22 protein-coding genes are annotated in these 20,236 nt (G+C 68.0%); 14 read left to right on the top strand and 8 right to left on the bottom strand.

Features of this window, described 5'->3' with window-relative positions; genetic code table 11:
- The first annotated feature begins 22 nt into the window (after positions 1-22).
- The 4 genes from fabG1 to ABZ412_RS06205 all read left to right on the top strand — a co-directional run bounded on the left by fabG1 (position 23) and on the right by ABZ412_RS06205 (position 3,016).
- Positions 23-739 carry a 3-oxoacyl-ACP reductase FabG1 gene (fabG1, locus tag ABZ412_RS06220; protein WP_357276957.1) on the top strand — a complete coding sequence of 239 codons (717 nt, stop codon included), beginning with the start codon at positions 23-25 and terminating at the stop codon, positions 737-739.
- A 67-nt stretch (positions 740-806) separates the two neighbouring features.
- A complete protein-coding gene (inhA, locus tag ABZ412_RS06215) occupies positions 807-1,646 on the top strand; it encodes an NADH-dependent enoyl-ACP reductase InhA (protein WP_357276955.1) in 840 nt (279 codons plus the stop codon).
- Between the two features lie 34 nt (positions 1,647-1,680).
- Entirely contained in the window at positions 1,681-2,769 is a 1,089-nt protein-coding gene (locus ABZ412_RS06210) for a ferrochelatase (RefSeq protein WP_357276953.1), read from the top strand.
- Between the two features lie 10 nt (positions 2,770-2,779).
- Positions 2,780-3,016, top strand: a complete 237-nt coding sequence (locus ABZ412_RS06205) for a hypothetical protein (RefSeq protein WP_357276951.1) — start codon at positions 2,780-2,782, stop codon at positions 3,014-3,016.
- 12 nt (positions 3,017-3,028) lie between these two features.
- Here ABZ412_RS06205 and ABZ412_RS06200 read toward each other — a convergent pair whose 3' ends face one another.
- Positions 3,029-3,721, bottom strand: coding sequence for a hypothetical protein (locus tag ABZ412_RS06200; protein ID WP_357276949.1), 693 nt, complete (start codon positions 3,719-3,721; stop codon positions 3,029-3,031).
- A gap of 110 nt (positions 3,722-3,831) precedes the next feature.
- Here ABZ412_RS06200 and msrB point away from each other — a divergent pair, with 110 nt between their 5' ends.
- Together msrB and msrA are read left to right on the top strand one after the other, a co-directional pair.
- Positions 3,832-4,287, top strand: coding sequence for a peptide-methionine (R)-S-oxide reductase MsrB (gene msrB, locus ABZ412_RS06195; protein WP_357276948.1), 456 nt, complete (start codon positions 3,832-3,834; stop codon positions 4,285-4,287).
- A complete protein-coding gene (msrA, locus tag ABZ412_RS06190) occupies positions 4,284-4,796 on the top strand; it encodes a peptide-methionine (S)-S-oxide reductase MsrA (RefSeq protein ID WP_357276946.1) in 513 nt (170 codons plus the stop codon). Before msrB ends, msrA begins: the two co-directional genes overlap by 4 nt.
- A gap of 295 nt (positions 4,797-5,091) precedes the next feature.
- On the opposite strand, the gene ABZ412_RS06185 is transcribed toward msrA, so the two are convergent.
- Positions 5,092-6,234: an acyl-CoA dehydrogenase family protein gene (locus ABZ412_RS06185; protein ID WP_357276944.1), complete on the bottom strand. Its 1,143-nt coding sequence runs from the start codon at positions 6,232-6,234 to the stop codon at positions 5,092-5,094.
- A 74-nt stretch (positions 6,235-6,308) separates the two neighbouring features.
- On the opposite strand from ABZ412_RS06185, the gene ABZ412_RS06180 reads away from it, so the two are divergent.
- Positions 6,309-6,905 carry a TetR family transcriptional regulator gene (locus ABZ412_RS06180; protein WP_357276942.1) on the top strand — a complete coding sequence of 199 codons (597 nt, stop codon included), beginning with the start codon at positions 6,309-6,311 and terminating at the stop codon, positions 6,903-6,905.
- A 92-nt stretch (positions 6,906-6,997) separates the two neighbouring features.
- Entirely contained in the window at positions 6,998-8,488 is a 1,491-nt protein-coding gene (locus ABZ412_RS06175; RefSeq protein ID WP_357276940.1) for an FAD-dependent oxidoreductase, read from the top strand.
- 3 nt (positions 8,489-8,491) lie between these two features.
- Here the strand turns inward: ABZ412_RS06175 and ABZ412_RS06170 are convergent, their stop codons facing one another.
- The 3 genes from ABZ412_RS06170 to ABZ412_RS06160 form a co-directional block, all read right to left on the bottom strand.
- The gene (locus ABZ412_RS06170) at positions 8,492-9,754 is read right to left on the bottom strand and encodes an alpha/beta hydrolase (protein ID WP_357276938.1); all 1,263 of its coding nucleotides are present in this window, start codon (positions 9,752-9,754) and stop codon (positions 8,492-8,494) included.
- A 191-nt stretch (positions 9,755-9,945) separates the two neighbouring features.
- Positions 9,946-12,135: a hypothetical protein gene (locus tag ABZ412_RS06165; RefSeq protein WP_357276936.1), complete on the bottom strand. Its 2,190-nt coding sequence runs from the start codon at positions 12,133-12,135 to the stop codon at positions 9,946-9,948.
- A gap of 91 nt (positions 12,136-12,226) precedes the next feature.
- Complete coding sequence (locus tag ABZ412_RS06160) at positions 12,227-12,967, bottom strand: serine protease (RefSeq protein ID WP_357276934.1); 741 nt, start codon at positions 12,965-12,967, stop codon at positions 12,227-12,229.
- A gap of 72 nt (positions 12,968-13,039) precedes the next feature.
- On the opposite strand from ABZ412_RS06160, the gene ABZ412_RS06155 reads away from it, so the two are divergent.
- The 4 genes from ABZ412_RS06155 (at position 13,040) to ABZ412_RS06140 (ending at position 15,914) form a co-directional block, all read left to right on the top strand.
- Entirely contained in the window at positions 13,040-13,555 is a 516-nt protein-coding gene (locus tag ABZ412_RS06155; protein WP_357276932.1) for a pyridoxamine 5'-phosphate oxidase family protein, read from the top strand.
- A gap of 114 nt (positions 13,556-13,669) precedes the next feature.
- On the top strand, positions 13,670-14,401 hold the full coding sequence (locus ABZ412_RS06150) for a helix-turn-helix transcriptional regulator (protein WP_357276930.1): 732 nt from the start codon (positions 13,670-13,672) through the stop codon (positions 14,399-14,401).
- A gap of 62 nt (positions 14,402-14,463) precedes the next feature.
- Positions 14,464-15,687 carry a DUF222 domain-containing protein gene (locus ABZ412_RS06145; protein WP_357276928.1) on the top strand — a complete coding sequence of 408 codons (1,224 nt, stop codon included), beginning with the start codon at positions 14,464-14,466 and terminating at the stop codon, positions 15,685-15,687.
- A complete protein-coding gene (locus tag ABZ412_RS06140; RefSeq protein ID WP_357276926.1) occupies positions 15,624-15,914 on the top strand; it encodes an HNH endonuclease signature motif containing protein in 291 nt (96 codons plus the stop codon). Before ABZ412_RS06145 ends, ABZ412_RS06140 begins: the two co-directional genes overlap by 64 nt.
- A 310-nt stretch (positions 15,915-16,224) precedes the next feature.
- On the opposite strand, the gene ABZ412_RS06135 is transcribed toward ABZ412_RS06140, so the two are convergent.
- Genes ABZ412_RS06135 through ABZ412_RS06125 form a run of 3 tightly spaced genes read right to left on the bottom strand, consistent with a single transcriptional unit; the run spans position 16,225 to position 18,325 of the window.
- A complete protein-coding gene (locus ABZ412_RS06135) occupies positions 16,225-16,617 on the bottom strand; it encodes a VOC family protein (protein ID WP_357276924.1) in 393 nt (130 codons plus the stop codon).
- A gap of 51 nt (positions 16,618-16,668) precedes the next feature.
- Positions 16,669-17,478, bottom strand: coding sequence for a hypothetical protein (locus tag ABZ412_RS06130; RefSeq protein ID WP_357276923.1), 810 nt, complete (start codon positions 17,476-17,478; stop codon positions 16,669-16,671).
- A 22-nt stretch (positions 17,479-17,500) separates the two neighbouring features.
- Positions 17,501-18,325: a DUF3097 domain-containing protein gene (locus ABZ412_RS06125; protein ID WP_357277156.1), complete on the bottom strand. Its 825-nt coding sequence runs from the start codon at positions 18,323-18,325 to the stop codon at positions 17,501-17,503.
- 182 nt (positions 18,326-18,507) lie between these two features.
- Between ABZ412_RS06125 and ABZ412_RS06120 the strand changes: the two genes are divergently transcribed.
- Together ABZ412_RS06120 and ABZ412_RS06115 are read left to right on the top strand one after the other, a co-directional pair.
- Positions 18,508-18,939, top strand: a complete 432-nt coding sequence (locus ABZ412_RS06120; RefSeq protein ID WP_357276921.1) for an NfeD family protein — start codon at positions 18,508-18,510, stop codon at positions 18,937-18,939.
- Positions 18,939-20,177, top strand: a complete 1,239-nt coding sequence (locus tag ABZ412_RS06115) for an SPFH domain-containing protein (RefSeq protein ID WP_357276919.1) — start codon at positions 18,939-18,941, stop codon at positions 20,175-20,177. The genes ABZ412_RS06120 and ABZ412_RS06115 overlap by 1 nt, the downstream gene beginning before the upstream one ends.
- The last annotated feature ends 59 nt before the right edge of the window (positions 20,178-20,236 follow it).

The raw sequence follows: 20,236 nt of genomic DNA, 5'->3' as shown, positions 1-20,236 counted from the left end.
ACGAACAGATAGGTTTGCGTCTATGTCGAACATCACATCCCGGTCGGTCCTGGTGACCGGCGGTAATCGCGGCATCGGGCTCGCGGTCGCCCAGCGCCTGCTCGCCGACGGACACAAGGTCGCCGTCACCCACCGCGGGTCCGGCGTTCCCGAGGGTCTCTTCGGCGTGAAATGCGATGTGACCGATAGCGAATCGGTCGATCGGGCGTTCTCCGAGGTGGAGGCGCACCAGGGTCCGGTCGAGGTGCTGGTCGCGAACGCAGGCATCACCGATGACACCCTGCTGATGCGTATGACCGAGGAGCAGTTCACCCGGGTCATCGACGCCAACCTGACCGGCGCCTTCCGTTGTGCCAAGCGCGCCAACCGGGCCATGCTGCGCGCCCGCTGGGGCCGCATGATCTTCCTGGGCTCGGTGGTCGGTCTGGGCGGTGGCCCCGGTCAGATCAACTACGCCTCCTCCAAGGCCGGTGTCATCGGCCTGGCCCGCTCGGTGACCCGCGAGCTGGGTTCGCGCAACATCACCGCCAATGTGGTCGCTCCCGGCTTCATCGAGACCGATATGACCGCCGAGCTGCCCGAGGACCTGAAGGAGACCGCCAAGAAGTTCATTCCGCTGCAGCGTCTCGGCCAGGCCGAGGACGTCGCCGCGGTCGTCAGCTTCCTGGCCTCCGAGGATTCTCGCTACGTCTCCGGCGCGATCATCCCCGTCGACGGCGGAATGGGCATGGGCCACTGAGCCTTCCGCTCAGGCCCGACCCGAACCCTCACCCCCAGCATTTCTAACGAGGAGAACCCACCACCCCATGGCTGGATTGCTCGCAGGCAAGACCGTACTCATCACCGGCATCATCACCGACTCCTCCATCGCCTTCCACGCGGCCGCGGTCGCGCAGGAGCAGGGCGCGAAGGTGATCATCACCGGCATCCCGGAGCGGCTGCGCCTCATCGACCGCATCGCCAAGCGCCTGCCGCAGGAGGTGCCCCCGGCCATCGGTCTGGACGTCACCAGCGAGGAGAACCTGGCCGAGCTGCCGGAGAAGCTGCGTGAGCTGGCTCCGGAGGGCATCGACGGCGTGCTGCACTCGATCGCCTTCGCGCCCAAGACCCTGATGGGCCCGGACGCGGTGAACTTCCTCGACGCCCCCGGCCCGGACGCGGCCAAGGCGTTCGAGATCTCGGCGTGGTCGTACGCCTCGCTGGCGCGCGCCGTGCTCCCCGCCATGAACGAGGGCGGCTCGATCGTGGGCATGGACTTCGATCCGCGCACCGCGATGCCGTACTACAACTGGATGGGTGTCGCCAAGGCGGCGCTGGAGTCGGTGAACCGCTACGTGGCGCGGGAAGTCGGCACCGCCAAGAAGGTTCGCTCCAACCTGATCGCGGCCGGTCCGATCAAGACCCTCGCGGCCAAGGCCATCGCGGGCACCGCCACCGACGACGCCAAGCAGCTGAACATGCTCAACGAGTACTGGGACGGCGCGTCGCCGATCGGCTGGAACGTCGACGACCCGTCGGTGGTCGCCAAGTCCGTCGTGGCCCTGCTGTCGGATTGGCTGCCGGGCACCACCGGTTCGATTATCTACGTCGATGGCGGCGCCAGCCACAACACCTGGTTCCCGGAAGCCGGTTTCGGCTCCAACTGATCGTCAGCGGTTCGATTTTCTGAGGAGGAGAGCAGTGCAGGCGGAGCCCGCGGCTCGTGAAGTGGACGCCCTGCTACTGCTGTCCTTCGGCGGTCCCGAGCGCCCCGAGGACGTGATGCCGTTCCTGGAGAACGTCACTCGGGGCCGGGGCGTGCCGCCGGAACGCCTGGCCGAGGTCGCGCAGCATTATCTGCACTTCGGCGGGGTGTCCCCGATCAATGCGCTGAACCTCGACATCATCAAGGCGATCGAGGCCGAATTCGGCTCGCGCGGTATCGATCTGCCGGTGTATTTCGGCAATCGCAACTGGCATCCCCTGGTCGAGGCGACCGTCGAGGGCATGCGTGCCGACGGTGTTCGATCGGCGCTGGTGTTCCCGACGTCCGCGTGGGGAGGGTATTCGGGCTGCCTGCAATACCAGGAGGACATCACGCGTGCCCGCGCCGCGGTCGCCGATGCCCCCGAATTGGTGAAGTTGCGCCAATATTTCGATCATCCGTTGTTCGTGGAGGCGTTCGCGGACGCGATTCGTGCGGCGGTCGCGGAATTGCCGCAGGACAAGCGGGATTCGGCCCGCCTGGTCTTCACCGCGCATTCCGTGCCGGTCTCCGCCGATATCGCCTCCGGTCCGCCCGACGAACAGCGTCTCTACAGCCGTCAGGTCGCCGAGGCGGCCCGATTGTGCGCGGCGGCAACCGGATTCGACGCCTACGATCTGGTGTGGCAGTCGCGCTCGGGCCCGCCGCAGGTGCCGTGGCTGGACCCCGACATCGTCGATCATCTCGACGCGCTCGCCGACCAGGGTGTGGACTCCGTCGTGGTGTGCCCGGTGGGTTTCGTCTCCGACCACCTCGAGGTCGTCTGGGACCTGGACAACGAGGCGAAAGAGCGGGCCACCGAACTGGGTATGGCCTTCGCCCGCGCCGCCACCCCCGGCCCTGACCCGCGTTTCGCGCGCATGGTCGCCGATCTGGTACAGGAGTACCTGACCGCCGCCGCCCCGGCGCGTCTGAGCGACATCACCGGCCTGGGCTGCACCGTCGACGGCGCGCCGTGCGTGGTCGGCTGCTGCGCCCTGCCGCCCCGCAGGCCCGCGGTGGCACCGGCGGCCGCCGAATTGTAGTCTCGCCCAGGTGACTACACCCGGACGCGGAACTCCGCAACGCCGTCAGCCCGCCTCGGGCGGCACCGCCGCCCGCAAGCCGCAGCGCACCTTCGGGCCGCCGGACATGTTCGTCTGGGCACCCGTGCTGACCCTGTTCCTGGCCGCCGGCATCGTCGGCACCATCGGCCAGTCCATCATGTTCGCCGCCGCGTTCGTCGCGATCGCGGTGGTTATGCTGGTGGCCGACATGTTCTTCAACCGCTGAACGATTCGCCTGTCAGTGCAGGACGTTCACCGCGCGGGCGACGACCAGGCTCACGGTGACGAGGGAGACCGCGGACTGCACCATCATGAGAAGCTTGGCCCAGCGGGTCATGGGCATCACGTCGGTGGGGCTGAAGGCGGTCGCGTTGGTGAACGACAGATACAGATAATCCGGAAATTGCGGCTCCCACTCGGGATCGGCGAGTTCCGGATTCTGCATCTGGACCCACAGGAAATCCGGATACGGCTTGCGGGCGTGGGCTCGCGCCGCGGGACCGCCCCGGTCGAAATCCCAGTACCAGAGCGCGAACACCAGCACGTTGGACAGCCAGACCGCGGCGCCCGAGCCGAGCAGTCCGGCGGCGTTGTTCGCGGCGGTACCGTTGATCAGCGATTTCACCAGGTGGGATACCGACCACACCATGCCGAAGCCGAGCAGCCCCATCAACAGCAGGCTGAATCGCCGCAGTCGTTCGTCCTCGCGGTCGAGCCGTACCGGGTTGGCGATCACCAGGATGAGCAGCAGCGCGAACCCGACGATCGGCACGACCCAGTTGGGCCCGGCCGAGTATTCGGGCGGCAGGAGGTACTGCACCAGCAGGATCCCGACGACGGCAGCGGTGGCCGCCCAGCGCGATTCCCCGGCCGTACGCCGCGCCCACGCGGGCACCTGATCGTCGTCGGCGTCGTTCCTGGCTGCGCTCACGATCGTGAGTATGCCCGGCGGGTAAAGGTGACAGAAGTATGACGCGGGCTCGCGAACGGACTTTCCGTCGGGCAGGGTGGGTTGTAGCTGGGGCCTACCAAGGAGGTCATGTGGCACGGGAGTACAACCGGAATCCGGCGGCGGTGGCGGCGCTGTCGCCCGAGCAGTATCACGTCACCCAGGAGAACGGCACCGAGCGGGCGTTCACCGGCGAGTACTGGGACAATCACGAGCCCGGTATCTACGTGGACGTGGTGTCCGGGGAGCCGTTGTTCGCGTCGACGGACAAGTTCGAGAGTGGATCGGGGTGGCCGAGTTTCACCAAGCCGATCGACGCGACGAATGTGGCCGAGAAGCGCGACGTCAGCCATTTCATGGTGCGCACCGAGGTGCGGTCGGTGCACGGTGACAGCCATCTGGGCCATGTGTTCCCCGATGGCCCGCGCGACGCGGGCGGGCTGCGCTACTGCATCAACTCGGCGTCGCTGCGGTTCGTGCATCTCGACGATCTGGAATCCGAAGGCTATGGACAGTACAAGACGCTGTTCACGAAGGAGGAAGCGTGAGCGACACACGCAAGGCGATTCTGGCCGGTGGCTGTTTCTGGGGCATGCAGGATCTGATCCGGCGTCAGCCCGGTGTCATCGACACCCGGGTCGGATACACCGGCGGCCGCAACGACAACCCCACGTATCGCAATCATCCCGGGCACGCGGAGGCCGTGGAGATCGTCTACGACCCGGCCCAGACCGATTACCGTGCGCTGCTGGAGTTCTTCTTCCAGATCCACGATCCGAGCACCAAGGATCGGCAGGGCAACGACATCGGCTCGAGCTACCGCTCCGCCATCTTCTACCTGGATGACGAGCAGAAGCGGGTCGCCGAGGACACCATCGCCGATGTGGACGCCTCGGGCCTGTGGCCGGGCAAGGTGGTCACCGAGGTGACCCCGGCGAGCGCGTTCTGGGACGCCGAGCCGGAGCACCAGGACTACCTGGTCCGCTACCCGAACGGCTACACCTGCCACTTCCCGCGTCCGGGCTGGAAGCTGCCCCGGCGCGAGACCACGGCGTAGCAGTGAAAACGAGGGCCTCACCGCGGCATTCGCCCCGGTGAGGCCCTTCTTTTCGCCCGGCGCCGGGATCCGACTGAGGCCGGACCGAGCATCGATCTTCCGTGGGCTGTGACCGGCGGCCCCGGATCCTGTGCCACGGTCACGAATCCGCGCACACTGCGCTCTACTGGGGGCCAGAACCGCGGTAGCTACCAGCAGTCGCCGTTGTGGTGCCAATTCGGCAGCTGCTGACCGTATTCCACCGCCGTCCCGCGTGCCCACGCGGGACGGCTGAACCCCGCCGTTCGGCCGCCGCTCAGTCGCCGGCCAGCGACCGCGCGATAACCAGCCGCTGGATCTGGTTGGTGCCCTCGAAGATCTGGGTGATCTTGGCTTCGCGCATGTAGCGCTCGACGGGGAAGTCCTGGGTGTAGCCGTAGCCGCCGAGGACCTGGACGGCGTCGGTGGTGACCTTCATGGCGGCGTCGGTGGCGACGAGTTTGGCGACGCTGGCCTGGCGGGAGTAGGGGAGTCCGGCGTCGCGGCGGCGGGCGGCGTCGAGATAGGTGGCGCGGGCGGAGTCGACGGCGGCGGCCATGTCGGCGAGGACGAAGCCCAGGCCCTGGTGGTCGATGATGGCGCGGCCGAACGCTTCGCGCTGCTTGGCGTAGGCGACGGCGTCGTCGAGGGCGCGCTGCGCGATGCCGGTGGCGACGGCGGCGATGCCCAGGCGGCCGGAGTCCAAGGCACTGAACGCGATCGGGAGACCCTGGCCCGGTGCGCCGAGGAGGCGCTCGGTGGGCACGAACGCGTCGTCGTAGGCGGCGCTGGTGGTGGGGACCGCGCGCAGCCCCATCTTCTCCTCGGGCTTGCCGAAGGTCAGGCCCTCGGTGCCGGCGGGCACGAGGAAGCAGGAGATGCCGCGCGAGCCCTCGCCGGTGCGGGCGAACAGGGTGTAGTAATCGGCCTTGCCGCCGTTGGTGATCCACGCCTTGGTGCCGGTGATCCGGTAGCCGCCCTCGGCCTCGACGGCCCGGCAGCGCAGCGCCGCGGCATCGGAACCGGCATGCGACTCGGAGAGGCTGTACGCGCCGATGAGATTGCCCGACAGCATGTCCGGCAGCCAGCGCTGCTTCTGCTCGTCGGTGCCGTAGGCGAACAGCGGGTGGCACGACAGGCTGTGCACACTGACCGCCACCGCGACCGCCGCCCACCGTGCGCCCAGTTCTTCGAGCACCTGGAGGTACACCTCGTAGGGCTGGCCGCCCCCGCCGAACTCCTCCGGATACGGCAGGCTCAGCAGCCCCGCCGCGCCGAGCGCCCGGAACGCCTCGTCCGGATAGCGCTCCTGCTTCTCGTACTCGGCCGCGATCGGCTCGAGCACCTTGTCCGCGATATCGCGGGTGAGCTCGATGAGGTCGCGGGCTTCGGACGTGGGCAGCAAACGATCGACGGGCATGAGGTTACAGTACGACTGACACCCAATTGCGTGCAAGGCAGCACGCAATTTCGTAAGGCGGCTAGACTGACCAGGTGGTATCCGGTCTACCCCCGAACAAGCACCAGGAGAAGAGCCTCCGCACCCGAGCCCTGCTGCTCGACGCCGCCATCGACAGCCTGGCCGAGGTCGGGTACGCGAGCGCCTCCATCGCGGATATCACCGCGCGGGCCGGGGTGACCCGGGGCGCGCAGCTGCACCACTTCCACACTCGGCAGGAATTGTTCGCCCAGACCATCGAGCACCTGACGCAGCGCCAGGGCGAGGCGCTGCGGCGGCGGGAGCGGACGCTGCCGGGGGCGTCGTCGCCGGGGGAGGTGCTCGTCGAGCTGGTGACCGCACCCTTCGCGGGCAAACTGGGCAAGGCGGCGGTGGAGCTGTATGTCGGCATCGCCAATGACAAGGAACTGCGCCGCAACATGCTGCGTGTGCAGCACGACCTGACCGCCGAACTGCTCGACGCCTGCGGCCGCTTCGTGGACGTCCCGCGGGAGCGACTGGAAGCCGCGTTCTGGCTCACCATCAATTTGGTGCGCGGTGCGACCCTGGACGAGATGGTCGGTCGAGATCGACTGCGACGCAAACAGGTTCTCTCCGATTGGGCACGGCTCGCCGACGGCATGCTGGCGTAAACGCATCGGTCTCGGGGCGCGATAACGAACCGTTGAGTGGTTCGTTATCGCGCCCGGGCAATCGGGCGTGACCTCGGGGGAGGTGCGCCGTCATGGCGATCGATCGTCGAAACCTGTTGCGGGCGACCGCGCTCGGCGTCGGGCTGGCCGGATTGAGTTCGGTGACCGGCTGCGGGCCGGACGGTCTGCCGCGTGCGGAAACACCTGCTGGGCAGGTGGACTGGGAAGGGCTCCGCCAGCGTCTGACCGGGACGCTGAACCTGCCTTCCGATTCCGGTTACGGGACAGCCAAATTGGCCTTCAATCCGGTGTTCGACAGTCGACGTCCGGCGGCGGTCGCTCAGGTGACCAACGCATCCGATGTGCAGGCGTGTGTGAACGCCGCGGCGAGCGCGAGGATCCCGGTGGCCGCACGCAGCGGTGGCCACAGCTATGGCGGGTACTCGACGCCTGACAATGGCCTGGTCGTCGACCTGGGATCCATGAGCGGTGTGGAGGTGAAGCCGGACGGCACCGCGGTCATCGGTGCGGGCGCCCGGCTGATGGACGTGTATTCGGCGCTGGCGAAGGCCGGTCGCTGCCTGCCCGCGGGCTCGTGCCCGACGGTGGGCATCGCGGGTCTGACCCTGGGCGGCGGCCTCGGCGTCTTGACCGGCAAGTACGGATTGACCTGCGACAACCTGATTTCGGCGCAGGTGGTCACCGCCGACGGAACCGTCCGCACGGCCTCGGCGACCTCCGAACCCGACCTGTTCTGGGCGCTGCGCGGTGGCGGCGGTGGCAACTTCGGCATCGTCACCTCCTTTACCTTCAAGACCGTCGCGGCGCCGCAACTGGCGGTCTTCCAGGTCCGGTTCCCGGCCGGATCGCTGACGGAGGTCCTCGGAGCCTGGCAGACGTTCACGGCCTCCGCGCCCGACGAATTCTGGTCCACCCTCGGCATTTCCGCCGGGAGCCCGCCGACGTGCCGGATCAACGGATGTTATGTCGGGCCGGAGAGCACTATGAATGCCCTGCTCGACAAACTGGTCGCGGCCACGAGGACGCAACCGTCCAACCGGTATTCGCTGTCCAAGGATTACCTCTCGGCGATGATGTATTTCGGCGGCTGCGCGAATTACTCGGTCGAGCAGTGCCGGCCGGACTGGAATGGCGGGGGAGCGCTCGGGCGGGAGTCGTTCACGGCATCCTCGCGAGTGCTGACGAAACCACTGGCGGACCCGAGCCGATTGACCGCATTGCTGACCGGGCGCAGCGGAATGGATGTCTTGCTCGACAGCATGTCCGGCGCACCGGCGCGAATCGGTTCGAAGGACACGGCATTTCCCTATCGCGGCGCGTTGGCGACGGCACAGATTTACGTAGGTGCGACCACCCCGGAGGCGCGGACGGCGGTGAACGACGTGCGGGATGGTCTCGGTGCGTTGACCGGCAATACGGCCTTCGTCAATTACATCGATCCCGGCCTATCCAACTGGGCGACCGCCTATTACGGCGACAATGCGTCCCGGCTGCGCGGGATCGCGAAACACTACGACCCCGCCGGTGTCTTCACCTTCGACCAATCGGCGTCGAGGGCTTGAGATTCAGCGGGTCCAGCGTCCGGGCGGCGGGTCCATCGAGGTGTAGGCGGGCAGCGGCAGCGGCTGATCGTCGAGAAAGGTCTCGAGCAGTCGGGTGAACAGTTCGGGCTGATCGGTCGAGACCGCGTGGCCCGCACCCTGAACATCGACGAGGGTCGAGAGGGGGAGGATGTCACGGTATTCACGGGAGACGGGCCAGCGGAGGAAGTCACACTGCGCGGCCATGACCAGCGCGGGAACGCGTGCGTTCCGCAAGGCGGGCCGGGGATCGGGGATGGTGGCGAAATCGGCTGTGGTTCGCTGATTCACGTAGAAGCCCTGCAGGTTGTCGTGTGGCGGCGTGGTGACCTCGCGTGAGCACGACGCCCCGTCGCGCCCGGTGAGCGCGACCTCATGCATCCACGAGTCGGCCTCGGCGTCGGGGACCAACGCGTGCGCGGCCTGGGGGTTCACGCCCATCAGCAAGGACAGGGCGAGGATGCGCGGGTTGCTCATCAGTTCGTCGTAGCGGGCCTGCTGGGCTGGACTCATCGCATTCCACGGCTCGCCGACGCCGTCGGGGAAGGCCTCCGGCCAGATCGCGCCGGGCGCGACGAAGACCGCCTTCGCGACATGGTCAGGGTGAGCCGCGATGTACTGCGCCGTCAGCGATCCGCCCCAGGATCGTCCGATGAGGATGAGCTGGTCGGCGCCGAGCCGGCGCCGGATCGCTTCGAGGTCGTCGACCTGACGCCGCACGGTGTATTCGGTGACGTCACCGAGTCGCGTCGACCGGCCGCCGCCCACTTGGTCGTACGCGTAGACGTCGTATCCGCGGGCCGCGAGTTCGGCCCCGCCGATCGGTATTCCTTCTCCCGGGGTTCCCGGCCCGCCGTGGAGGAAGATCACCGGCGGCTTCCGGGATGGGAGATCGGCGGCCGGCACATGGACATAGGCGATCCGCGACCCGGTGGGGAGTTCCCAATATCGGACAGCCGCGGGCGCTTCGGCGTTCGGCTGCGGCGGGAAGGGGTGGAGAATCGTCGCAGCCGCCAGCGCGACGATCGCCGCGCCGACCACCACGCTCGATCCGGCCGCGGCCGCGGCCGCGCGGCGCACCCCTGCCACACGGAAGCCCCAGTGGCTGATCAGGAAGCACACGCTTACCGCCACAACGAGACCGATGCCGAGGAACAGCGCCGGGGTGTCCACCGCGTAGGCCGCCACGCCCGCCGCGAGCGCTCCGGCCACGATCGCCACCACGGTGCCGACGGCGATGACCGCCACTCCCAGGACGACTCGCCACCGGCGACGTGCGTTCGCCGGGGTCGCCGATTCTTCCGCTCTCGCTGCTATCTCGGACCTGCCTCGTGAAATCGTCGTTTCGTCGCGATCGAGGTCCCCAATGTAAACGGGTCCGCGGCGTTGTCGAGCGATTCAGCGCGGCCTGTCGGACGGTTGCCCAGTTATGCGGCGTCTCAAGCGGATTCGACAGCGTGCAGGATCGGGCGGAGGCGGGTGAGGGCCCACTCGTCCTCGACAGCGATGTCGTCGGTGGAGTCGAAGCGCTCGTCGCGCTCGACCAGGGGGCGGAGCTTCTTCACCACCGCGCCGCGGACCGCCGCCGGTGCGCTCGTGAGTCGTTCGGTGAGTCGGAGCCCGAGGTCGCGCGCCCACCTGTCGGTCACCGCTCGCGCCACGATCTTCGCGATGCGGGCCGGAGTTCCCGGCAGCGGCAGTTCCGAGTCGAGCAGAGCGATGGCCGCGATGACGCCGGCCTTGATGAGCGGGCCGTTGTAGTTCTTGCGGTCGGTGATCACGAGGTCGGCCAGCAGTGCGCTCGAGTCGGCCACCGCCTCGGGCGGAAGGAGTTGCCCGGCACGCCAATCGAGCGCGAGGCGGACGGCGTCCTCGATCGGCTCGGTCCCGGCGTCGATGATGCCGCGCAGGATGGGCCAGCCGTGTGCGGCCTCGCGAGCGTCACTGTCGGCGAGAACACGCAGCGCGGCCAGCTGGTTGCCTCGCTCGGGGATGCTGGTCGCGGGCTCAGTGCCGACGAGGCCGCGGCACCAGTCGAGGAAGCGCGGGTCGGAGCGATCGTCCCAGTGCGCGATCACCTCTGATTCGGTGTACCGCAGGTCGGCGTCGAGGACGCGGTGGAAGTCGTTCGGGTCCTTGGTCAATCGCGCGAGCGCCAGCAACACTGTCGCGTCGCCGCCGCGCGCGGCTTCCCGGACGTGGCCGATGCTCGCCGTGTCGTTCCAGCCCGCGAGCGCGTCGGCCGCCTGCTTCGGTGCGGACGCCAGCAGCTCCCGGACCGCCGAGATCGCGTCGGCTGTGGCCGCGGCGGGCCAGGAGCCGAGGAGCGCGATGAGCTGACCCGCGCCGTCGCGGGACGGATCGGCGGGCGGTGTTTGCCGCAGTGCGTGCAGGATTGCGACGGTGAGCAGGGTGCCGGCCGGTGCCTGCGCGCGCACGAGCGCGTAGCCGAGTGCGGATCGCGCCGATGCCGACGTGGCGACCATGAGGCCGCGCGCGGCCGGGTTGGTGAGCAGGGCATCGGTCAGCGGGCGTGACCACCGCCCATCCCCGGCCCGCAGTAGTGCGAAGGCGGCATCCACGCGAGCATCGGTCTCGAAGCTGCTCGACCCGAGGGTGGCGGTGCCGCCGGAGGTGACCTGCGCGGCCAGCGTGACGAGCGCGTCGCGGACCTCGGGCATCGGCGGGCATTGGCGCAGTGCGGCGATCATCGTCTCGGGCCCGGACTCGGGCAGGGCCGCGATGGCCAGCAATCGGCGGACCGCCGCCGGCGCATTGCTGCGGGATCCGAGCACGACATCGACGAGTCCGGCGATCGTCGTCTCGTCCGGCACCGGCAAGGCCGCGAGGACATGAGCCGCGGCGTCCGGGTTGACCGCGCTCAGCCACTCCGGGAGATTGTCGACGCCGAAAGCGATGTTAGGTGCGACCTCGACGGCCAGCTCCCACCCTGCGATCAGTGCGTCGAGATCGGAAGGCTCATCGCGCCGGGACGCGACCCGCGCGAGCGTGCCCGCCATGACCAGACCGGGATCCCGGTCCGCGAGCGCCGAAGTCGCGTCGGCCCCGAGCGTGGTCAGCGCGGCGACGCATGCCTGCTCGACCTGACCCGCCGGTCGGGATGCCGCCCGGGCCACGAGGGTGTCGAGAACCGTGGAATCGACTGCGGACTTGCCGGAATCGGCCGGGAGTGCGGCGGATTGCAGCAATGCCGCGGCCGCGGCCTCGGGGCCGTCGTCGCAGATCAGTGGCCCCACCAGCGCGGCGATCCCGGTCAGCGCGGCCCGGGCGGACCGGACCAGGGCGGCGGTCTCGGCGTCGTTGTCGACCTGCTCGTAGTCGTTGACCGCGTCGGCGAACATCAGCAGCAGCCACGCGGTGCTCTCCGCGTCCGCGGTGCGCCGCGCGCCGAGGGCAGCGGCGATCTGTGTCATCGCCGGCGCGGTGGAGTCGTACAGGGTGCCCTGGTGCAATACCGCGCCCCACAACTCGTGCAACGACTGCTCGACCGTCGCCGAATCCTCCAGCCCCTCGATCCAGCCGGGCACGTCGCTCGCGTCACCGTACGCGTGTTCCAACGCGGTCCAGTCGATTTCGCCGGTGCGGGAGCGTGGGTGCACGCCGTTCATGGATCTCCTTGTCGTGGAACGCGCAGCCCCGGCGGAGGTGCGGTGTCGGTGCTCGGCTTCGCGGCCGGTAGCCGGTGTCGAGGGCGGAAACTCAGAATGCCGCGGGTATCCGCGCGTAGACGCCCGGGTACCCGGGCAGCGCGGTTCCGCGTGCCCAGGACGTGATCGCGACCAGTTTCCCGGCGATGAGCAGCGGTCCGCCACTGTCGAACTCGCCGGTGTCGGCGTCGGTCGAGCCGGCGCACACCATGTCGGCGGCGTCGAAGGCGCCGGGGTAGGCGGCGGCGCACTCGGCGTCGGACACCATCGGGACGGTGGCCTGCCGCAAAACGGTGTTGGAGATGTCGCCGTCGCTGGTAGCGCCCCAACCGAGCACGATGCCGGTGCCACCGTCGGGTGCGGCGATCGGGATGGTCGGGCGGGACTGCGGGTGCGCGAGCGTCAGGATCGCGAGGTCATGGTGATAGACGTCGACGCCGTCGACGGTGTCGGTGCGAAAGTCGGGGTGCAAGCGGATATCCGTGACGCTCACGGTAGTTCCGTCACGTGAGGTCAGATCGCTGCGGTCGAAGGTGACGGTGAGCGCTTGCGGCAGCAGTTGTGCGAATTGCACGCAGTGCGCATTCGTGAGCACCCGGTCCGGTGCGATGAGCGCGCCGCCGCAGAACTGACCCGAGGCGCGCGGGATGAACAGTGGGCTGCCGACCGCGGCCAGCCAGGGATGGTCGGCGGCATCGGCCTGGGTGCCGCCGACCACGGCATGGGCGGGGGCGGGCACTGCGCAGCCGATGAGCGCCGCGAGGAGGACGGCGAGGCGGCGGGAGTACGACATCGGGCCATTCAAACAGAGGGAACCGGGTTTCGGTGGCCGGACATGTCGGACCCTCGGCGTACGGTCGCGGTCATGACGTCTTGGAACGAGTTCGCAGCGGCCGCACCTCGCATCTCGGGAATCTTCACCCGTCGTCACGCCGCCACCGGCAACCTCTGCATGCTCGCCACCCTGCGCAAAGACGGCTCACCGCGCATCAGCCCCCTGGAACCGCGCATCTTCGAGGGTGATCTCTGGCTGGTGGGCATGCCGGGCACCACCAAGTTCGCCGACCTGGCCCGCGACCCGCGCTTCTGCCTGCACACGGCGACCGTCGACACCCAGGTCAGCGACGGCGACGTGAAGATCTTCGGCAGCGTGCGTGATGTGCAGGATCCCGAGCTGCAGCGCCGTTGGGCCGAAGACCTCTTCGCCGAGAGCGGATTCGACCTGCGCGGCCGCACGTTCGAGCCGTTCTACGCGGTGGAACTGACCGGGGCCTCGTCGGTGGAGATCGTCGACGGGCGCATGGAAGTGACGGTGTGGAAGCCGGGGCAGGATGAGCACGTCGTCGAAGTCTCCGACAGCGCCGACCCGGCGACTGCATAACGTGCAATATTGCACGCAGTGCAAGAAGGCATTTCATGCAACAGTGCACGAGGTGCCGAATATTGCTGATTTTCAGCACATTTCGAGGTCAACGCGCGATCGGGTGCGTGCGTCGTGACGACTGTCCGTGCCCCACAAGGCTATCGGGAGCGACCGTCGAGCGTCGGCGACGCGGTGATCTGGTGTCGCGACGGCATCTCAACCACCGACTCGCCGGTGCTGCCGGATGGCTGCATGGATCTGCTGTGGGTCGATGGACGATTATCGGTGGCGGGCCCGGACACCCGGGCCTACCGTCCGGAGCCCGGCTTCGCGGACCGGATCGCGGGTATCCGCTTCTACCCGGGAACGGCGCCGGCACTGCTCGGTGTGCCCGCGCACGAACTCCGGGACGCCAGGGCTGATCTCGCCGATCTATGGTCGCCCGCCGATCTGCGCACCGCTTCGGAGTTGATCGCACGAGCATCGAGTCCGGTCGCCGGGTTGGAAGCGATCGCTCGCTGGCGTGCGGGCCGAACTGATGCCGTCGATCCCGTGGTGCGATTCCTTGTGGCGTCGCTGAGATCGGGCAGCTCGGTCGCGGCCATCGCCGATGAGCTGGAGACGGGACCGCGCAGGCTGCATCGAATATCGCTTGCGGCGTTCGGATATGGGCCCAAGACTCTGGGGAGGGTCCTGAGGATGCAGCGTGCATTGGCATTGGCGCGCGGCGGAATGGGGCTTGCGGACGTAGCGGTCGCTTCTGGATATGCGGATCAGGCACATTTGACACGGGATGTCCGAGAGTTCTCGGGCATGTCGCCGATGAAGTTGCTGGGATTGAATTTGGAACCGCCGTCATTCTGAATACTGTTATATCACTTCGTAATTCGAGGGTGTGTGCGGTGAATTGACGATAGAATTGATGCATGAATTCGATGGGGGTGACACTCGATGACTGCGGTATCGCCGAACTGGCGGCCGCGGTCTCGACCCTTTCGGAATCTATGCAGAACGGGAAGATGTCGGCGTTTTCCGATGAAGACATTGTGACGTTGATGCAGAAGATTGAAACCTGCAAGCGCCAGCTGGCCTCTCTGGATACCCGCCTGATCATCGAAGCGGGGGAGCGGTCGCTGCACTCGCGTAGCGGGGCGGGGAAGATGGTGCCGTTCCTGCGCCACACCCTCGGTTTGTCGCGGTATGACGCGTCGGTGCGGGTGAAGATCACTCACCACTGTGGGGAGTTCGTGCAGCAGACGGGCCATGTCGCGCCGCCGGTGCTGCCTGTGGCCGCTGAAGCGTTTGCTGCGGGGGAGATCTCGCGGGATCACGTGCGTCACATCATGGACGTGATGAACCACCTGCCCGTCGACGTCCCTGCCGAGGCACGGGCCGAGGCTGAACAGATCCTCGTCGACTACTCGCGTCATGGGTGGCCGGATGATCTGTTGAAGATCGGGCGCGACATCCTCGCCCGCCTCGACCCCGATGGGAAGGTCGTCTCCGACGCGGACCGTCGTCGCCGTCGCGGGATCACCCTGTGCCGCCCCGGCGTGGACGGTATGACGCGCATCGAGGGCTGGATCACCCCGGAACTGCGTGCCTGCCTGGATGCGGTGTTCGCCAAGCTCGCCCGCCCCGGCATGTGCAATGTCGAAGACCCGGAAAGCCCTTCGGCCACGGGTGGGTTCATCGCCGACAGCATCCTCGATGCCGCCGCGCGTCGGGATCGTCGTGACGCGGGGCAGCGGACTCACGACGCGTTGCTGGCGTTGGTGCAGCCGGGTGTGAACATGCGGACCCTGGGCATGCACCGCGGGCTGCCGGTCGAGGTCGTGCTGACCATGAGCCTGACCGACCTGGAGAACGGGACCGGGGTTGCGACCACCGCGTCGGGCACCCAGATCTCGATCAACGAGGCCCTGAAGATGGCCGAGGGAACCCGCCCGGTGATCGTGGTCCTCGACGGTGACGGGATGCCGCTCTACCTGCGGCGTTCGCGCCGCACCGCCAACCGTGCCCAACGTTGGCGCTCCTGGCCCGGGACAAGGGGTGTACTCGCCCGGGTTGTGAACAACCCGCCAACATGTGCGCCGCCCACCACATCAATGATTGGGCCAAGGGCGGACCCACCGACATCACCAACCTGACGTTGGCGTGCGACCACTGCCACGCGCTGGTCAACGATGGGCCCGATGGTTGGAAAACCGTTGTGATGGGTAAAGATTCGCCGTTCCCCGGCCGGACGGGGTGGATTGCGCCGAAGAGTCTGGATCCCACCGGCACGCCACGTGTCAACGATCGTCATCATGTGGGGCAGGCGATTGCCGCTGCCGTCGATTCCAGTTGCCGAATGTGGCGCTCACGGGCAGCGTGAATCCCGGCTCGTCTGCTGCTGGCGTGCGCACTGCTACAGGCAGTGTGGGTTGCGCCGCCTGCCCTGCCGGACTGGGGCTGACGCCGGGCTGGGAGCCGCTTCCCGCCGATCCCAGCCCACGGACCGCACGCATCACCTTCTCGAGCCCGAACCCCAACCTCTCACCCCTTTTGCTCCGGGATGCTGCGCGGCCGAGCCGTGAGGGGGCTGGTAGGTGAGGGTCCTCGCAAGCTCGGCCACCTCTCTTCCTTCTCCAGGCGTCTTTTGTCTTTTGATCTCTCTTGTCTTCGAGTCTTTGGCTCGTCGTCCCTCAGCCCAACGCGGCGTAGAGATCCACCCCATGCCCATCCGGATCGAGCACAGTCGCATATCTCTGCCCCCAGAACGCATCGAACGGCTTCAACTCCCCCCGATACCCCGCCCCCACCAGCTCCTCGAACTTCGCATCCACCCCACCCGGCGACCCACAGTCACACGCCAGCCCGATCCGCCCAGCCCCCGGCCCAGCCACCCAGTCCGGCCGGAACGACCGAACCGTGTCCTCGGTATCGAGCATCAGTTTGACGCCCCCACCCAAGTCGGCGTCGACATGCGGTGCGTCCTCGGCCCCATCCGCGAACTCCACCCCGAGCCGCCGATAGAACTCCAGCGAAGCCCCCATGTCCGCCACCACGATCCCGATCACATTCAGTCGAATACCCATGCCCGAACCCTAAGCGCGGGCCACACCGATTCTCTTGAACGAATCGGACACTCAGCGAGCGTGGACAGCCGCCAGCCGAGCCGCGCGAATCGCATTCCACAACGGCCGCAACAACGCTTCCTGAGCAGCCACCGCGGTGGCAGAGGTCGGCGCCGAAGCCGGCTCCCGCTCGGCGACGGTCAGGATCGCCGCGACCTGATCGGCGGTGTCGAGAATTCGCCGCGCCCGCAGCGGCATCGAATCCGGATACTTGTGCCGCGAATGCCCGGCCAGTTCGGCCTCCACCAGATCCCGTGGCGCGACCCCACCCGACCCGAGCCGCGTGGTGTGCATCTGCTGCAACGCGTCCGCCGCATCCCGCACGGCTTCCCGCATCGTGTATTCGGCCTCACCCAACGGCATTTCCGGCGCGAGGGTCAGCGGAATGGGCGTGGAGTACACCCGCCACTGCAGGGCGTCCTCATCGGTCCACACCGGTACGAGTCCGGTCCCGGGGGTTCCGGGCGCTCCGACGAGGATGCCTTCCTCGGCTTCGGTTGCGGCGGCCGCGAACTCGGTGCCGACTGGTATGCCCCGCACGTCTCCGGGGATCGGCAGCACCAGCCGAACCTGCGCTTCGGGCCCGGTGTACGCCTCGCGAATAATCTTGAGCAGCACCATGATTCCCGCCCCGGCGACCGCCGCGGGGTCTTCGTCGGACGCCCACGGCAGCCCCGTGTGCCCGCCGGTGACAGGGTCTCCAGCGGCCACGGTCTGCCGCGAAGCCCAAGCGCGCAGTTCGTCGAGCACATCGTCGGGGGCGCTACAGCCTGCCAGCCAGGAACCGGCCCAGACCGTGAGCGAGGCGCTTGGGGAACTCATGTATTCGAGGATAACTGGCGGGCTACTCCTGCTCGGTGACGAAATCGATCAGTCGTTCGACCGCCCCGATGAGGGGGGTTTCCAGGTCGCGGTAGGAGTTGACCGCGTTGTAGACGCGCCGCCACCCGTCCTGCGGGGTGCCCCAGCCGAGGCGTTGGCAGATGCCGGTCTTCCAGTCTTCGCCGCGGGGTACGTCCGGCCAGGCGCGGATGCCAACGGCTGTAGGTCGGACGGCCTGCCACACGTCGATGTAGGGGTGGCCGGTGACAAGGACGTGCGCGCCGAGGCCCTGGGTGAGGCCGGATTCCTTGGAGCCGGTGACCAGATGGTCGACGAGGACGCCGACGCGGTGGTTCGGGCCGGGCTGGAATTCGGCGAGTTTCGCGCCGAGGTGATCGAGGCCCTCGAGTTGTTCGACGACGACGCCTTCGACTCGGAGGTCGTGGCCCCACACGCGTTCGACGAGGGCGGCGTCGTGGATGCCTTCGACCCAGATGCGGCTGGCGCGGGCGACGCGCGCTGTGAGGCCTTCGACGCGGGTGGACCCGGAGGCGGATCGGGTGGATTTCGCGGGTGCGGTGGCGGTCGGCTTGACCAGGGTGACCGCTTGGCCGTCGATGAGGAAGGCGGCTTCTCGCATCGCGAACAGTCGCACGCGTCCGGCGCGGTCCTCGAGTTTGACGAACTCTCCGTCGTAGCTGCGGTCGAAACCGACTACGGCGCCGCAGAATCCGGTGGCCGCGTCCTCGGCGACGAGGTCGCGTTCGGCGACCACGCGGGGCACTTCCCGCTTCTGTTTCCGTGCGTGCCCGGTGAAGATGTCGCCGTACTTCTGGTGCCCACTCACCACGTCGAGGTTACCGGCGGCGGACGGGAATCCCGCTCGCGCCGCGCCCATTCCGGCGGTCGGGCGGCTGCTGGGCAGGTTGTGCACGGTTTCCGGTGATCGGTGTCCGATGTGCCCGGTCGCGGGGCTCGGAGTGATCACGAATATCAGCCAGGCCCCGCAAATGCAGTTACTGTTGTGGCGTGGCCGCAATAGTTTGGCTGGTCGCGGGCATCCTGCTCGCGGCGGCCGAGATGCTCACGGGCACTCTTGTGCTGATCATGCTGGGGGTCGCCGCGCTGATCACGGCGGGCGTGAACGCGCTCACGGGGGCCCCGGTGCTGGTGGACGCGGTCGTGTTCGGTGGCACCTCGATCGCGCTGCTGGTGCTGGTGCGCCCATTCCTGTTGCGGCGCTACGCGACTCCGCCGCCGCATCAGACGGGGGTGGACGCTTTGCCGGGTAAGACCGCCAAGGTGCTCGAAACGGTCGACGAGCACGGTGGTCGCGTGAAGCTCGGCGGAGAGGTGTGGAGTGCGCGCCCGTACGACGCCTCGGAGACCTATCCCATCGGTTCGACCGTATACGTCATGAGGATCGACGGTGCGCACGCCGTCGTCATGAAAGGGCAGTGATGGGTGTACTGATAGTCGCCGTCGTACTCATACTTCTGGTCGTCGTGGTGGTCTTCAAGTCGGTGGCGCTGGTGCCGCAGGCGGAGGCCGCCGTGATCGAGCGGCTGGGCCGCTATTCGCGGACCGTGTCCGGGCAGCTGACCTTCCTGGTCCCGTTCGCCGACCGGGTGCGCGCCAAGGTGGACCTACGCGAGCGGGTGGTGTCCTTCCCACCGCAGCCGGTCATCACCAAGGACAACCTGACCGTGCAGATCGACTCGGTGGTGTATTTCCAGGTCACCAGCCCGCAGGCCGCCGTCTACGAGATCTCCAATTACATTGCCGCCGTTGAACAGTTGACGATCACCACGCTGCGCAACGTGGTCGGCGGCATGACCCTCGAGGAAACCCTCACCTCCCGCGACCAGATCAACGGTGAACTGCGCGGCGTCCTCGACGAGGCGACCGGGCGCTGGGGCCTGCGAGTGGCGCGCGTGGAACTGAAGGCGATCGATCCGCCGCCGTCGATTCAGGAATCGATGGAGAAGCAGATGAAGGCAGACCGTGAGAAGCGGGCCATCATCCTCACCGCCGAAGGCCAGCGCGAGGCGTCGATCAAGACGGCCGAGGGCCAGAAGCAGGCGCAGATCCTCGCGGCCGAGGGCTCCAAGCAGTCGATGATCCTGTCCGCCGAGGGCGAGCGGCAGTCCCGCATCCTGCGCGCTCAGGGTGAGCGGGCGGCCGCGTATCTCCAGGCGCAGGGCCAGGCCAAGGCCATCGAGAAGGTGTTCGCCGCCATCAAGAACGGCAAGCCCACCCCCGAGCTGCTGGCTTACCAGTACATGCAAACGCTGCCGCAGGTCGCCAAGGGTGACGCCAACAAGGTGTGGCTGGTGCCGAGCGACTTCGGCAAGGCCCTCGAAGGGTTCGCGCGCGGTTTCGGCAAGCAGGGCGAAGACGGCGTATTCCGCTACGAGCCGGCCCCCGACGGCGCGGAATCCGCGACCGAGGACGACTCCGACGAGGTCGCCGACTGGTTCGACACCGCCACCGACCCGGCCACCCAGCAGGCCGTGCGCGCGGCGGAGGCCGACGCCCGGACCCCGGTAGAGCCGATGAGCCTGCCGCCGACGGTCGCGCCGCAGCAGCTGCCGCACACCCAGCGCCCGGCTCCGCCCGTGCAGCCGCAGTACCGGCCGGAACCGCCGGACCAGCGCTGGCAGAACCCGCCGCAGCCGCCGCGCCCGCAGGGGCACTGACGGATTTCCCGGTCGCGACATCGAACGAGGCCCTCCCGGTGGTGCCGGGAGGGCCTCGT

Source organism: Nocardia sp. NPDC005746 (assembly GCF_040630785.1).
Classification (GTDB): domain Bacteria; phylum Actinomycetota; class Actinomycetes; order Mycobacteriales; family Mycobacteriaceae; genus Nocardia.
The sequence above is the reverse complement of the archived record's forward strand: the minus strand, read 5'-3'. Positions and strand labels throughout refer to the sequence as shown.

What these genes read in the sequence shown, in the direction of transcription:
- ABZ412_RS06165 (WP_357276936.1), bottom strand. Translation starts at nt 12,135, where the DNA reads ATGAACGGCGTGCACCCACGCTCCCGCACCGGCGAAATCGACTGGACC.
- ABZ412_RS06140 (WP_357276926.1), top strand. Translation starts at nt 15,624, where the DNA reads ATGTGCGCCGCCCACCACATCAATGATTGGGCCAAGGGCGGACCCACC.
- fabG1 (WP_357276957.1), top strand. Translation starts at nt 23, where the DNA reads ATGTCGAACATCACATCCCGGTCGGTCCTGGTGACCGGCGGTAATCGC.
- ABZ412_RS06160 (WP_357276934.1), bottom strand. Translation starts at nt 12,967, where the DNA reads ATGTCGTACTCCCGCCGCCTCGCCGTCCTCCTCGCGGCGCTCATCGGC.
- ABZ412_RS06130 (WP_357276923.1), bottom strand. Translation starts at nt 17,478, where the DNA reads ATGAGTTCCCCAAGCGCCTCGCTCACGGTCTGGGCCGGTTCCTGGCTG.
- ABZ412_RS06145 (WP_357276928.1), top strand. Translation starts at nt 14,464, where the DNA reads ATGAATTCGATGGGGGTGACACTCGATGACTGCGGTATCGCCGAACTG.
- ABZ412_RS06175 (WP_357276940.1), top strand. Translation starts at nt 6,998, where the DNA reads ATGGCGATCGATCGTCGAAACCTGTTGCGGGCGACCGCGCTCGGCGTC.
- ABZ412_RS06115 (WP_357276919.1), top strand. Translation starts at nt 18,939, where the DNA reads ATGGGTGTACTGATAGTCGCCGTCGTACTCATACTTCTGGTCGTCGTG.
- inhA (WP_357276955.1), top strand. Translation starts at nt 807, where the DNA reads ATGGCTGGATTGCTCGCAGGCAAGACCGTACTCATCACCGGCATCATC.
- ABZ412_RS06135 (WP_357276924.1), bottom strand. Translation starts at nt 16,617, where the DNA reads ATGGGTATTCGACTGAATGTGATCGGGATCGTGGTGGCGGACATGGGG.
- ABZ412_RS06185 (WP_357276944.1), bottom strand. Translation starts at nt 6,234, where the DNA reads ATGCCCGTCGATCGTTTGCTGCCCACGTCCGAAGCCCGCGACCTCATC.
- ABZ412_RS06155 (WP_357276932.1), top strand. Translation starts at nt 13,040, where the DNA reads ATGACGTCTTGGAACGAGTTCGCAGCGGCCGCACCTCGCATCTCGGGA.